This window comes from Comamonas sp. GW821-FHT11H03 (assembly GCF_058807955.1).
Genome location: NZ_JBXARF010000001.1, coordinates 202164 through 215665, shown reverse-complemented (window position 1 = coordinate 215665; position 13502 = coordinate 202164). Strand labels below are relative to the sequence as shown.

The 13502-nt window shown below is 59.7% G+C and carries 15 protein-coding genes and 2 pseudogenes; 3 read left to right on the top strand and 14 right to left on the bottom strand.

Features of this window, described 5'->3' with window-relative positions:
* Positions 1–10: 10 nt before the first annotated feature.
* The 12 genes from AC1RTQ_RS01025 to AC1RTQ_RS00970 all read right to left on the bottom strand — a co-directional run bounded on the left by AC1RTQ_RS01025 (position 11) and on the right by AC1RTQ_RS00970 (position 10308).
* Positions 11–1174 carry a hypothetical protein gene (locus tag AC1RTQ_RS01025; RefSeq protein WP_492873721.1) on the bottom strand — a complete coding sequence of 388 codons (1164 nt, stop codon included), beginning with the start codon at positions 1172–1174 and terminating at the stop codon, positions 11–13.
* Positions 1175–1204: 30 nt separating this feature from the next.
* Entirely contained in the window at positions 1205–1795 is a 591-nt protein-coding gene (locus AC1RTQ_RS01020; RefSeq protein WP_492873720.1) for a hypothetical protein, read from the bottom strand.
* Positions 1792–2433, bottom strand: a complete 642-nt coding sequence (locus AC1RTQ_RS01015; RefSeq protein ID WP_492873719.1) for a DMP19 family protein — start codon at positions 2431–2433, stop codon at positions 1792–1794. Before AC1RTQ_RS01015 ends, AC1RTQ_RS01020 begins: the two co-directional genes overlap by 4 nt.
* 3 nt (positions 2434–2436) lie before the next feature.
* Positions 2437–3375, bottom strand: a complete 939-nt coding sequence (locus tag AC1RTQ_RS01010) for a DUF6999 family protein (RefSeq protein WP_492873717.1) — start codon at positions 3373–3375, stop codon at positions 2437–2439.
* A 31-nt stretch (positions 3376–3406) separates the two neighbouring features.
* The gene (locus AC1RTQ_RS01005) at positions 3407–5341 is read right to left on the bottom strand and encodes an iron-containing redox enzyme family protein (protein WP_492873716.1); all 1935 of its coding nucleotides are present in this window, start codon (positions 5339–5341) and stop codon (positions 3407–3409) included.
* A gap of 17 nt (positions 5342–5358) precedes the next feature.
* Complete coding sequence (locus AC1RTQ_RS01000; RefSeq protein WP_302089218.1) at positions 5359–6291, bottom strand: fatty acid desaturase; 933 nt, start codon at positions 6289–6291, stop codon at positions 5359–5361.
* Entirely contained in the window at positions 6292–7035 is a 744-nt protein-coding gene (locus tag AC1RTQ_RS00995) for a sterol desaturase family protein (protein WP_492873713.1), read from the bottom strand.
* A gap of 252 nt (positions 7036–7287) precedes the next feature.
* Positions 7288–8286 (bottom strand): Bug family tripartite tricarboxylate transporter substrate binding protein, encoded by a 999-nt coding sequence (locus AC1RTQ_RS00990; protein ID WP_492873712.1) that lies wholly within the window; start codon positions 8284–8286, stop codon positions 7288–7290.
* Between the two features lie 142 nt (positions 8287–8428).
* Positions 8429–9373 (bottom strand): RNA polymerase sigma factor RpoH, encoded by a 945-nt coding sequence (gene rpoH, locus AC1RTQ_RS00985; RefSeq protein ID WP_304351268.1) that lies wholly within the window; start codon positions 9371–9373, stop codon positions 8429–8431.
* 188 nt (positions 9374–9561) lie between these two features.
* Entirely contained in the window at positions 9562–9747 is a 186-nt protein-coding gene (locus AC1RTQ_RS00980) for an integrase core domain-containing protein (protein ID WP_492873709.1), read from the bottom strand.
* Positions 9674–9988, bottom strand: coding sequence for a hypothetical protein (locus AC1RTQ_RS00975; protein WP_492873708.1), 315 nt, complete (start codon positions 9986–9988; stop codon positions 9674–9676). Before AC1RTQ_RS00975 ends, AC1RTQ_RS00980 begins: the two co-directional genes overlap by 74 nt.
* Complete coding sequence (locus AC1RTQ_RS00970; protein WP_492873706.1) at positions 9961–10308, bottom strand: hypothetical protein; 348 nt, start codon at positions 10306–10308, stop codon at positions 9961–9963. Before AC1RTQ_RS00970 ends, AC1RTQ_RS00975 begins: the two co-directional genes overlap by 28 nt.
* Before the next feature lie 180 nt (positions 10309–10488).
* Here AC1RTQ_RS00970 and AC1RTQ_RS00965 point away from each other — a divergent pair.
* From AC1RTQ_RS00965 to AC1RTQ_RS00955, 3 genes and pseudogenes are all read left to right on the top strand, one after another.
* Positions 10489–11134 (top strand): annotated as a pseudogene (locus AC1RTQ_RS00965) (IS66 family transposase).
* Positions 11134–11253, top strand: coding sequence for a hypothetical protein (locus AC1RTQ_RS00960; RefSeq protein WP_367882815.1), 120 nt, complete (start codon positions 11134–11136; stop codon positions 11251–11253). Before AC1RTQ_RS00965 ends, AC1RTQ_RS00960 begins: the two are co-directional and overlap by 1 nt.
* Positions 11254–11722: 469 nt before the next feature.
* Complete coding sequence (locus AC1RTQ_RS00955) at positions 11723–12232, top strand: DUF1993 domain-containing protein (protein ID WP_492873705.1); 510 nt, start codon at positions 11723–11725, stop codon at positions 12230–12232.
* A 20-nt stretch (positions 12233–12252) separates the two neighbouring features.
* On the opposite strand, the pseudogene AC1RTQ_RS00950 reads toward AC1RTQ_RS00955, so the two are convergent.
* Positions 12253–12395 (bottom strand): annotated as a pseudogene (locus AC1RTQ_RS00950) (transposase); the annotation flags it as partial.
* Positions 12396–12507: 112 nt separating this feature from the next.
* Positions 12508–13449 carry a LysR family transcriptional regulator gene (locus AC1RTQ_RS00945; protein WP_302093202.1) on the bottom strand — a complete coding sequence of 314 codons (942 nt, stop codon included), beginning with the start codon at positions 13447–13449 and terminating at the stop codon, positions 12508–12510.
* Positions 13450–13502: the final 53 nt, after the last annotated feature.

Genomic DNA, 13502 nt, shown 5'->3' with positions numbered 1-13502 from the left:
ACTGACGGAATTAGCGTGGCCGCTGCTTCCAGTCAGGCTCGGGAAAATGCTCGTTGGATGCGGTGACGATCAGGTCCAGCACCGGCTTGCCCTCCTCGTCGAAGCGCACTCCGGGGCCCCAGCGCGCCTGCTGGCGCTGGCCCGAGAACCAGAACAGCTTGCGCTCCCAGCTGCCGGGCTTGGGCGGCTTGCAGTTGGCCTGAATCAGGTGCTCCTGTATGCGTTGCAGACCTGCCGTGAGACGCCACGGGGCCAGTTGCAGAAGCGCGGCTCGCAGCTCTCGCACCCAGGGCTCTGGCGCGGGCGAGAAGCGCCGGAATGACTGACCTGCGGCAAGTCTTCGCACGCGTTCATGCAGCTCGACGCCATACAGTGCGCAGGCCTCGCTGACCTTGCCTTGTGCCATCAGACTGCGTGCCTTGCGCTCCAAAGCCGAGTCCTTGGGGTGCTCTGCTGGCGACCACAGCCAGCGGGCATCGCTCCATTGATGGCGGCAGTTGTAGAGAAACTCGGACGACAGAAGCAATTGCCATCCCGGCATCTTTGACTGCATGACCGATCGAACCATCAGGCAGGGCTGGCGCTTGCGTGTGGCAGGGCCATAGGCCGCGAGTATGGCAGTGGTGCGCGCTGCAGGTCGTCCGCGATCATCGCGCGGCCAGGATTGAAGCAGGCGCATGAGGTCGACAGCGGCCACATCGGCCTTGAGCCGTTCAAGCGCCTGTGGAGCATCCGCGAGCTTGTCCAACAGGTCGAGGTTCAGATCCTGATCCACCGGGGGGACACAGGCCTCAGTCTCATCGGTAGATGGACTGCAAGCCATGGCCTGGATGGTGACTTGTTCCGGTGCTGCATCAGGCGCTGCCCGCCATTCATGCAGCAGCTGTGCAAAGCGCCCGGGGTTGCAGCTGACTTCATGGTGTATGACTTCACCGGCCGCATCGCGCAGCGTGATCCAGGCATGAAGCCGATGCTCCGCGCCCAACTGCATGGTCTGCTCATACCTGGTGGCCGAGAAAGCGCCGTTGCCACCGTGGTGCACAAAGAATTCGACATCCATGCAGCCGGCTGCCACGCGGCTGGTGATGCGTGTTCTGGCTGCGTCCTTGTGTTCGGCCTGGCAATCCGGCAGCTGCAGCCATTGCTGCGAAATCTGGGCAATGAAGTCTTGCATGAAGAAGATGGAAAAAGCGTCGGACCTGCGTCAGTCGTCAAAAAGACCGATGTAGCTCAGTCCGTTGTAGAGCTTGTCCGGATCGGTGATCGGTTCGGTGGGGTCGGCATAGACAAACATGGCGTTGGCTGTGTGAATGCCCTGGGTTTCACAGGCCTGCACGATGAGCGCGAGCGATGTGTCGCAGTCCAGAGTGCTGTGGCTCACCAAGGCAGAGACAGGGACAGGCTCGGGCAGCCAGATCATCAGCAGCAGGTCTTCGTCGAACAGAAATTGTCTGCCCAGATCCTGGCAGAAGCCGCAGCCCGTGACATCTTGCTTGCTGCTTTCAATGTCTTCAACTTCCAGCTCCCAGTAACTGTCTGCATGTTCAAAGTAGCGGGCAAATTCCGGCTCGCCCAATGGCGTATTTCCTATCCAGAAATGCAGTGCAGAAAAAGGCGCAGGCGGTGGTGTCGGACCCAACTCCTCGACCCAGTCGAACAGGGTTCCGGGCTTGAGGCGGTGGCGCTTTTCCAGCTCCGCAAACCCGCCGCCGGGTGTGCGGTTCAGCGCTTCGTCCACCAGGGCCTTGCGAAATGCCAGCGAATAGGTCTTGCCGGATTTGTTTTCAGACCTCATTGGGCGGGTCCGTAGTGCATGACCACGAGCTTGTTCAGGGGCTCCGGGTAGTCCCAGAAGGCTTCTTCCAGTTCCTGCAACTGCTCATGTTCGGCGTCCGTCAGCAGCTCAGGCAGGTCGGAGAAGTCCATATTTTCTGGCATGTCTTCGAAGCGCCTGAGCGCCGCAAACATGTCTTGCAGACATTGCTGCGTGACGGGCGCGCCTATGGCCTGCAGAGCCTGCAGGGTGAGCTGATGGTTTTCCACTCCCCAGTTGCCCAGAAACTGCAGAAAGCCGCCGTTGTTGATATCGGCTTCCATGCGCCACAGAGCCACCAGTTCATGCTGGACCGGGGATATCAGGGTGACGTCCCATTGGGCGGCGAGCAGCGCGCCCATGGCCTGGTTGTAGAGACTGTCCTGATCCAGGTCCCAGACGCTGACCATGCCTGCGGGCGATGGCGGCCACAGCGCCGGCCAGTTCAGAGCGTGATCCTCGTCGCTCAGAACCCATTGCAGCCTTTGCTCGGGTGTGGCTTTTTCGAGGCGGATATGCCGCTGAATGGGCTCGGCCAGTTCACGTCCGTCCGCGAGTGCCAGCCAGATGGTCTGCTCGTCGATGCGAACGCCTGTGATGCGGTTGCTTCGTGGGTCCATGGCTCAGCTTTGTGCGGCGGTCTGATCCATCACCGTCTCGGCGGCCTGGTGCATCTTGGCCAGCTCGCGCGCGGGAATGGGGTGCTCGCCGTTGGCCATGCGTGTCAGCAGCGAGTGCAGCATCTCGGTGGAGAGGCCGTGCAGCACCAGGCGGTAGGCCGCATACAGGGTGGATAGCGGCACCATGGGATGCTTGTTGTTGAGCAGCACCAGATGCTCTGGCGATGCCAGGATCTTGGCGCAGTAAATGGCAACGGTTTCGTCGAGCTGCAGCGAGTTGCTGGCGCGCCAGAAGTCGTTGTCGGTCAGCAGTAGCTGGTAGATGGGCGTGTACAGCTCGATGGCGCTTTGCAGGTCGATGACGTTGAAGCGACCGCGCGGCATGTCTTCGAGCCTGAGATCGGACTCGCGGATCATGGAGAAGTCGGGCTCGGCCACGGGCACCAGCTCCTGCCCGTTCTCGCGCAGTGCCTTGTTCAGGCGGATCACGAAGTTGAAGAGGTTGAGGTCGTGCTTGAGAAACAGCTCGTCCTTCACATCGTCAATTTCCATAGGCATCAAAGGCGCGGTGCTGACCTTGGTCGGGGCATTGGCAGCGACGAAGGCCAGTACCTGGGAGCCCAGGTGAAAGTGGCGCATGATGAGCCAGTTGGCCTCTGGCGAGAGAAATTTCTTCATGCCGAAGGCCAGCAGGCGGTGCAGCAGCATGGAGTGCGACCAGCGCTTGGGCAGAAAGATCTTCAGCGCCTGAATGATGATCATGGACAGCCGCGCCAGCGGTCGCATGGCGGGCAGAAAGAACTGGCGCGAGCTGCTGCTGCAGTCGCGCAGCCAGGCGGCCTTGACCTCATCGGGCAAAGGTGTGCTCTGGTCGAGGTAGAGCGCCAGCCAGGGGCTGGGGTCGCGCTCGTCCCAGACATGGTCGTTGAACTCGTTCTTCATGAATCCTCCCGGTGCTTCTTGCTGTTTCTGGTTATCGCTCGGCCAGCACATGTTGGAACTGCATCAGGTACATGGCTGCCGTGTTGCGTGCGGTCTGCAGGATGGCCTGCTGGGCCGTGCCTTCACTGTCCAGCTCCAGGGCCATCTGCACGGCCAGCAGCCAGCGCTCCAGGTGGTTCTCGTCATTGGCACCGTGGTATTCGAGAAAGCGGAAGGCATCGGGCGGCAGCGGCAGGCTCTGGCGCAGCAGGGGCAGCAGGCTGGGAACGATGCGCTGACCCGTGCCTTCGATGATGTAGATGGCGCCCAGCAGGCCGATCGGGTTGGGCGTGGCAGCCAGGTTGTGCAGATAGGCATTGAGCGCTTCGCCGCCGGGGTTGCGGCGCAGGCGGTTGATGTCTGTCTCTGTGCCGCCAGCCTTCAGGTAGTCGCTGTGCAGAATCTTGAAGTCGTTCTGCTCCTCGCCTGCATGCAGGTCGATCAGTGAGGCGAGCGTGGCGTAGTCACCGGTCAGCGAGGCCGCGCCTTCGCGCATCCACAGACTGCCTTCGCGCACCTGCGGAATCCAGTGGCTCATCCAGCGCAGATAGTCGGTGATCTGCAACTGGCGCGTGCGCATGCGCTGGAGCAGGGGCGTGCGCCAGACATTGCTGCGGTAGTCCTGCCAGATGCTGGCCAGCTCGGTCAGCAGTGGTGCCAGTTGCGATGGCGCAGCAGCCGGGTCATGGGGTGCGGCGATGGTGGATACATCGGGAAGAGCATCATCCGGCAGCGCTGCTGACTGTGCAGATTTCCGAGGGAAACTGGCCTCTGGCGTTTGCTCGGTACTCGCATCCGGCTCTACTTCCCATAGCATGTAGCCTGCGGTAAAGCGGCCCGACTCGGGGATGAAGCAGAGCACGGTATCGCCTGCTTTCAGGCGCTGACCCTGTTTTTGCAGAAACTCCGACAGCATGATGAAGATGGAGGCTGCACCCGTGTTGCCGCGCCAGGCCAGATTGCTCCACCAGCGCTCGCGCGGAATGCTGAGCTGGGCCTTGCCCAGCAGCTCGTCGACAACGGGGATGAAGCGCTCCGACGAGTAGTGGCAGAGAAAGTGGTCTATGCCGCGTTCGGGCACCCAGCCCTGGTGGGCAAGGGCTGCATATTCGTGAATGCAGACATCGAACAGATGCGGCAGCAGGCGAATGTCCTGGCGCAGCGCCAGAGCGCCTGCGGCCTCGGCATCGCTCCAGGCGGGGAAGTCCAGATGGCTTGTGCCGCGATCGGCCGTCAGGCCCAGTTGCATGCACACGGGGTAGTCGCCGGCAAAGCTGCGCTGGTGCGTCCACTTGAGCTTGAGGCGCAGTCCGTTGGCCTGGGGCAGGGCCTTGGGGCCGCCCAGCAGCACGGCGCCCGCGCCGTCGGACAGCATCCAGCGTAGAAAGTGGGCGTCAAAGTCGGTGTCATAGCCCTGGGCCGCAAAGCGCGAACGCTTGAACAGGCGCGAAGGCATTTCACTGGCCACCGACAGGGCCAGCGCATGGGCGCCGCTTTCCACGGCCATGGCAGCGGCCTGCATGGCGCCCACGCTGGCGGCGCAGACGCCGTGCACGGACAGCGTTTCCATGGGCGGGGCGGCCATCTCGCCCTGAATCATGCTGGCAAAGCCGGGCATCAGCGCATCGCCTCCCGAGGAGCCGCTGGACAGAAAGCCGATATCAGAGAGCTTTTTGCCAGCCAGAGCCAGGGTCTCCTCGATCGCGCCAGCTGCCATGCGGGCGTTGCTGAACACCGTCTGGCCTTCGCCATTGATGGCGTAGTGGCGAGTCTGGATGCCGTTCTCGGCCAGGATGCGGCGCTTGATACGCTCGGAGATGCGGTTCAGCGGTGCGACAAACGCATCCATGCCAGCATTGTCCACTGGGGCACCAGGCAGAAACATGCCGGCAGATTGCAGATAGACGTTGGAATAGGCAACAGGCATAGATCCTCAACAGGTTTTTACTTCACAGAGTCGGGTGGCATCTGCGGCTGGGTTCTTGCCGCGGGCCAGACCAGACCCAATACAAACACGCGTCCCATATAAGGCAGCAGGCCACCCTCGTTCAATGAAGGTGTGACCCGTTGGCGGTAAATGCGCTCGTGCAGCCCGCTCAGGTCGGACCAGTGGGCATGTGGGCATTCATGGTGCGCGGTGTGCAGGCCAATATTAAAAAGCAGGGGGTTGACCAGGCCTTCAAAGTTGCGCGCGTAGTTCAGCTCGATACCCGGAGTATTGCGCTGCGCTCTGGTCAGTGGTCGGCCATCGGCGTGGGCATGCTGCAGATAGTTGGTGGCCAGCAGCCAGTGCAGACCGTGCAACTGGGGAACGATGATGAAGATCAACGCCTTTTGCCAGTCCAGCCAGAGAAAAAAGCTCCAGCTGCCCAGCCACAACGCGTATTGCCCCATGCAGTAGCGAAAGGCTCCAGGCCAGCGACGGCGCAGGTTGTTCAGCCAGCGAAAGAACAGCGGATACAGCACGAAAGCCGCCTGAACCGGATGAAGCAGATAGCCCCACAGATGGTTGGTATCGCCGCCCCACTCAGGCCGGTAGGTGCGTGCCAGATCGCGCGGTCCATGGCGAAATCGATGGTGATTGGCCACATGGGCGGGCCAGAACACAAAGGTGGGGTGGCCTTGAAGCAGGGTCAGCCAGTAATCGGTGAAGCGGTTGGTCCAGCGCCCCCACCACATGCGCACATGGGTGTGGTTGTGGTGAATCACGCCTACGCCCAAGGTCAGAAACAGCTCGATGCTGTAGAGAATGAAGCTGAAGCCATGCCTCCATTGCCACCACACGAGCAGCGGCAGCAGGAGCATGTAGAAGACGGATTGCCAGTCCCGCCAGTGGCGCAGGACTGGATACCGGCGCTGGCCTGGGTGCCTGCTCATTCAGTGACCGGAGCTTTTGGAGGTGTTGTCTGCGACCCGCGTGCGCATGAGCTGGTCCATGAAGGACAGCGCAAAGCCATAGTTGCCCGCCGGGCGCGCGTGGTGCAGATGGTGACGGCGGCTGGCGGCCAGTGGATGGGTATCGGGGACTGAGGGGAAAAAATCGTAGTTGGAATGGCCGATCAGATTCAGGATCAGGCTCAACACCGGCACAGAGGCCAGCGACCAGAAATAGAAGTCATGCACCAGCATGGGCAGCAAGATGATGTTGCCCAGCATCAGCGCCTCGATGGGGTGAAAGCTGTAGGTGGACCAGGGCGTGGTCACCACGGAACGATGATGGTCGCCGTGATAGCGCACCAGGCGGCGTGTGTGCAGCAGGCGGTGGTTGATCCAGAAGTGCACATCGTTCCAGATCAGCAGCGCAAAGATCTCCACAGCAATGCGTCCGGCGCTGGCTGTGGGCGAGAGCTGGGCCCAGCCCAGTTGCAGAAAGCCCCAGGGAACGATCATGCCTATGCCGAAGATCAGTATGGAATGAAAGGACTGGCGCCATTCACGTTGCAACTGGTCGGGCTTGAGCGGACGTATATCCAGCGGCCTGCCGATACCGGCACGGGCAAGAGTTGCCGTCAGAGCACCCATGAGCAGGCCGCCCAGCAGATAAATCCCCCCGAAAAAAACCAGGCCCAATGCCATGACTTGCCAGGCATTGAGTTGCGTGAACCAGGTACCAGCGTCCATGAAGGCTCCAAAAGCGGTGGCGCTGCCCTAGATACAACAATGCGCCCAACGGCATAGCGTAAACCCATGCCTGTCGGGCGCATGATAAAGGACGCCGCAGTAGCTTCAACCGATACCCGGAGTAGCGCTCAGAGCACGGGATGTCGGAAAACTGGAGATGTCCCAACCGGGAGATGACCAGCAAGGGCTGCCCCGTAGCAAAGGCCGTCGTCCCCCTCTGAGGAAGACGCAAAGCGGCTCAGGGGGCGGCTTTTACTGCGCCGTGATGCCCTGCTCGCGAATGATGGTGCCCAGCGCCTTGACATCCTGCTGGATGCGGTTGCTCAGGCCTTCGGGCGAGCTGCCCACGGCTTGCCAGCCTTGCATGGACAGCTTCTGGCGCATCTCGGGCGTACGCACGATCTCGCTGACGGCGGCCGCCAGCTTGTCCACATGGGCCTTGGGCATGGACCTGGGCGCAGCCACGGCGTTCCAGATTTCCAGATCAAAGTTGTTGACGCCGAGCTCTTTGAGGCTGGGAAGGCCGGGAGCCAGCGGGCTGCGTGCTGCAGAGGTCACTCCGATGCCGTGCAACTTGCCGGCCTGAATCTGTGTCATTGCCAGTGCCGGAGGGAGCATGGACAGCTTCAAGTCGCCGCCCTGAATGCCGTTGAACACCTGGGGGTAGCCGGTATAGGGCACATGCACGGCCTTGATGGCCGAGCGGCTCTTGAGCAACTCCATGCCCAGGTGACCCACGGTGCCGACACCGGGCGAGCCATAGCTCCATTTGTCGCCAGCCTTGGCAGCCGCTTCCATAAAGGCCTTGCCTTGTGGGGCCGACGCAGGGGCCACCAGCACCAGCGGAGCCACGCCGATCAGGCTCACGGGCTGCAGGTCCTTGATGGGGTCATAGCGCACGGCAGGGTTGAGCATCTTGGCAATGGTCATATTGCCGTTGATCATCACGCTGAAGGTGTAGCCATCAGCCTTGGCGACATATTCGCCGGCGATATTGCCGCCAGCACCCACGCGGTTTTCCACGATGATGGTCTGACCCAGCTTCTTCTCCAATGGCTCGGCCAACGCGCGGGCCGTCAGATCGGGCGAGGAGCCTGCGGGGAAGCCCACGATCAGGTGCAGGGGCTTGTCGGGCCAGTTGTCGGCTGCCAGGACGGCCGGAGCCATTGCTGTCGCCACCATGGCGACTCCTGCAGCAACCAGGCTGCGGCGGGACAGGTTCTTCAAGATGCGCGAAGTGCGAATAGGCATGGCAGGTCTCTTTTGAATTCTTGATAGGCGATCGGTGTGCATGAGAGCATGCATCAATGCCGAAAAATAAAAAACCCGGAAATTATCCGGGTTTGAGGTTCAGCATTTCAGCCTTTTAAAGGCTTGGAGCGCATGTTGGCGTTTACGCAAACTCGGCCAGCGCTTTTTTCATCTTTTTCATGGCAGCTACCTCAATTTGGCGAATGCGCTCGGCGCTCACACCGTATTCGGCAGCCAGCTCATGCAGCGTCATGCCGCCAGAGCCGTCGTCATTGACCTTGAGCCAGCGCTCTTCAACGATGCGGCGGCTGCGGTCATCCAGGCCTTCCAGAGCCATGACCAAGCCATCGGTTGCCAGATGATCGCGCTGGCGCGATTCGAGCATGGCTGTAGGTTCGTGACTGGCATCAGCCAAGTAGGCGATAGGGCCGAAGGCCTGTTCTCCATCATCACTGGGAGAGGGATCCAGCAGCACATCGCCACCGGCCAGACGGGTCTCCATCTCAATGACCTCTTCACGCTTGACGTTGAGCTTTGCAGCGACCGCGTCAATTTCGTTCGAAGTCAGGGTCTCGCGCAGGGCCAGATCGTCGTCGGCCATGGCGGCATCGGACTTCAGGTCCTGCTTCATCGAGCGCAGATTGAAGAACAGCTTGCGCTGGGCCTTGGTCGTCGCGACCTTGACCATGCGCCAGTTCTTCAGGATGTACTCGTGGATCTCGGCCTTGATCCAGTGCATGGCGTAGCTGACCAGACGCACGCCTTGATCGGGATCGAAGCGTTTGACAGCCTTCATCAGGCCCACATTGCCTTCCTGAATCAGGTCGCCGTGAGGCAGGCCATAGCCCAGGTACTGGCGCGAGATGGAGACAACCAGACGCAGGTGGGACATCACCAGACGCCCGGCGGCGTCCAGATCATTGTGTTCTTTGAGCTTGCGAGCGTAGTCCTGCTCTTCCTCAAGGGTGAGCATTGGCATACGATTGACCGCCGAGATATAGGCATCCAGGTTGCCCAGCGGAGGTACCAGCGCCCAAGGGTTCGCGGGCGCCAAGGCAGTAGCAATGGAGCCGGAGGCAGTTTTCATTGCAGGTTTCCTTTCTTCCATGATCTTCATATTAGCACTCCGTTAGAGAGAGTGCTAAAGACAAAGTTCCCACAGTTTTTGTTGGTTTTTGGCGGCGCAGGCGGCTCGTTGTCGATTCTTCTTGAACTTTGTACTTTTCTCACGCAGTTTTGTACTTGACCTGCCTGGTTTAATCGAGACAGTTTTTCCTAGGAGACGATGGGTTGCAGTTCCTGGCAGAGCTCGCGTTTGAACTTTGCCGGGGTTGAGTATTGCAGACTGCTGTGGGGGCGCACCTCGTTGTAGTGATTGCGCCAGGCGTCAATCAGTACGGCGGCCTCGCGGCGTGAGCGGAACCACTTGATAGACAGGCACTTTGTCGCGGAACTTGCCATTGAAGCTCTCGTCGGTGCCGTTCTGCCACAGCTTGCCAGGATCGTTGAGCACGGTGACGATGCCAGACTGCGCGATCCATTCCAGGATGGCTTGGCTGACGAACTTCGGCCCGTTGTCCGCGCGCATGAACAGCGGCGCGCCGTGCAGGCTCACCAGCCGCGAGAGCACTTCGCTCACCCGCTTGGAACGGATGGCCCCGGCGACATCGATGGTCAGGCACTCCCATGTGTATTTGTCCACGACCGCAGGCACTTGATCTGTTGACCGCTGGCCGTGGTGTCGAAGACGAAGTCATAGGCCCAGACCATGTTGGCCTTGAACGGCGTGTGGATGCGCTTGCGTGGGCGTTTTCTGGGCACCAGCAAGCCCGCCTGACGCCACAACTGGTGCGTGCGCGACCAGCTCAGCTCGAAGCCCTCGCAACCCGGTAATACGCGGATGCACCGGTAGCCGTAGCGCGGATACAGGGCCGACAGTTCCCTCATCGCAGCGAGCACTGGTGCATCCTTGGCCGGCAGGCGAAGCTGGTAGCTGGGCGTGGCACGCGACGTATTAAGCAACTCCGCAGGAGTGGCGCAGACTCAGGCCCCGTGTGCGCATGAAGGCCAGTTGCTCGCGCCGAGCCTGCGGGCTCACCATTTTTTGCGTTGACCTCCTTGAGGATCTCGGTGTCCAGATCCCGCTAGGCAAGGAGCTTTTTCAGGCGGCTGTTCTCAAGCGCCAAGGCCTTGAGCCGCTTGATGCCGGCCGCCTCCATCTGGCCGAAGTGCTTGCGCTTCCGTGAATCGACTCTTTTTCATGGGCTCCTCTTCGGGTGGGAGCCATCTCCCTGGATATCAATGTCTCGGAGAAACCGGGCAGGTCATTTCTATGGCTACCTGCAGGTTGATGGGTATGCGGGGTACAACACCATGCAAGCGGCTGCACGCTTAGGCTGTATGGCACATGTGCGCAGAAAGTTCGTTGAGGTCCAGCAATCCATCCCCGCTGCCAATGCTAAGGAGTCGATTGCATTGCAGCCTATTGGGCTGATTCAAAAGCTGTATGTGATTGAAGCGCAGATGAAAATGGCTGAAGTGTCAGAGCGCAAGCGAGTGCGGCAGCATTCCAATCTTGAACCAGCTCAAAGCGTGGCTGGACGAGCACGTAAAGCTTGTAGCGCCCAAATCACAGCTGGGCAAAGCCATTCACTACGCACTGCGCCAGTGGTCCTATGTCATTCGCTATGTTGAAAATGGACTTCTGAGCATTGACAACAACATTGCAGAACGCAGTATCAAGAATCTTGTCATCAGCCGGAAGAACTGGCTGTTTTCAACCATCTGTGGATGGCGCATATGCAACGGCGGTGTTGACCACTATGGTCCGATCCGTACCAATACCTAGTGCAGGTACTCAACAAGCTACCGCACGCCGAGAGCGAAAAAGATTTCGAAGAGATGATCCCTTGGAATGTGAAGGCAGGGCTAGATGTCGCCGATTTGCAAGCACGCCTCGCTGCTTGACCACTCATGGTTTTCAGATGAACGCCTTGTATGTGTAGTTGTACAGCGGCTTTGCAGCGATCGCAGTCTGTCGAGCATCTGTATTTGACTTCCGCTTTGGGCTAATGAACGGCCCTTCGACACGGTTATTCCAACGATCGCGAAGAAGAAAGTTGGCCATGAATGGCGTCAGTTCACGAAGCGAAGGAGGATTCGCAGTACTGGCGAAGAGATAAATCCCCCTGTGGAATAGAGTCCGTGATGATTTGCGCCTGCTTCGACCTCATCCTTGCCATCCACACCTTGAATACCCTCGGTAATGTGCTAATTCCCGTGCTGCACGAACAGCGCTTGGAAACCGTATCAGGTCGCGCAGACTACAAGCTTCATACATGATGTTTGTCCTTTTACTGTTAGCCTTCCATGGTCGGCATGGGCCTCTGCCATGCCAGCTCCGGCCATCGTGCCCAATCTGAAAAGTGAATTCACTATGACAAGCTCGCTGTACAACGCCTCCGTTCCCGTCATGCTGCAGATGTTGCGTGCCCTGTCCGATGTGCTCAAGAAGGCTGAAGACCACGCGACGCAAAAAAATATCGAGCCCAATGCTCTTCTGCAGGCGCGACTTTTTCCCGACATGTTTCCGCTAGTACGTCAGGTACAGATCGCCTCAGATTTCTCCAAGGGCATTGCCTCCCGTCTGGCTGGTGCCGAGGTGCCATCCTGGCCCGACACTGAGGTCAGCTTCGCCGACCTGCAAGCATTGGTCGCCAAGGCTGTAGCCTATCTGGAATCCTTCAAGGCCGAGCAATTTGATCTCAGCGAGAGCCGCGAGATCGTGCTGCGCCCCGGCACGCCAAAGGAAAAGAAGCTGACCGCCAGTGCATATCTTCTGCACTATGGTCTGCCGCAGTTCTTCTTCCACGTGACTACCGCCTATGCCATCTTGCGCCACAACGGTATTGAGATTGGCAAGCGCGACTATATGGGCGCCTATTAACACGAGAGGCGCCACTCAACCAAGCCAAGCAGGCTCTTGATGGTCAAGAAAAATGAATGGCTGCATCCGAGAACTGCGGGCTGCGCCTGCGTTTTCCGCTGGGTGCGACAAACCATTGCCTGCGCTTGTCCAGCCAGAGGGTCGACCAGCCCCGGGCCTTCAACGCTGCGTTGTAGCTGGGTCAGTTGGTCGTGCGATGCCGGGCTTGGAGTGGGAGGGCTGCCCCATCACTCGAGGTCACTAGACGGCAGAGAGCAATTACGCCACCTGATGCGTCAACGGCCGGGAATTTGGGCGTGCAGCTCCGCTGGTTTACCCGTCACTGACTGCACGACCGTGCCCCACAGAGCTTCTGCAGCGTTCCCCAACTGCGAATGTGCTCGATAGACTCGGATTTCAAGATCGATATTCCACGCTTCAGTGGCCGCTGCAACCAACGTGCCTGCTGCAAGGTCATCGCCGACAAGGCTTTGAGGCAGCCAAGCGATGCCTCTGCCTTCGAGTGCCATCGTCCGTAGTACGGATGCCAAGTGGGCAGTGAAGACTGTTTGTGTTTGAAGCGCTCCTAGCGCATGGTCGATGGTTTTATGAAGGATACTGCCCAGCCCGGATTCCGCGCTGTAGGCCAAAAGAGGGGCAACCGTCCCGGGGCGTTCCAATTGGTGAAGGGCTTGGCCCTTTGGCCCCATGGCGGAAACAGGGTGCAATACATCGATACCCACGCAGATGGATGGGTAGCCTTGCATCTGAAGCTGACTTGGCGCTTGAGCGTGGGCATGGCACAGAACGAACTGCACCTTGCTTTGAGCCAGGAGAGCCTCGCACCGATGGAGCATGTCCGACTCCAATTGAAGCGTCCCCGCCATCGTATGCGCTTCAAAGCGCCGCAACCAGCCAGGCACGAAGGTCAGCGACAGCGCATGTGTCGCAGCGAATCGCAAGCTTTTTGAGTTCGCTTCTGCCACTGCACGCGCAGCCCCCGGTAGCCGCGCAATCTCAGCCAGTAATTCTGGCGCGATAGCCTGAAACCACTGCCCGGCCTCAGTGAGCTTGACGGGCTGTGTGCTTCTGTCAAAAAGCTCCGTCCCCAACCACTCCTCCAGCGCTCGGACGCGGCGACCGAATGCGGGCTGGGTCATATGACGATCTTCAGCGGCCCGAGAAAAATTTCCTACTGAGGCCAAGACCAAAAAATCTTCAAGCCAGGAGATGTTCATTGCCGGTGCCTTGAAAGCATTAAAGAGTAGAAAAACAGCATTGGTCAATCAGT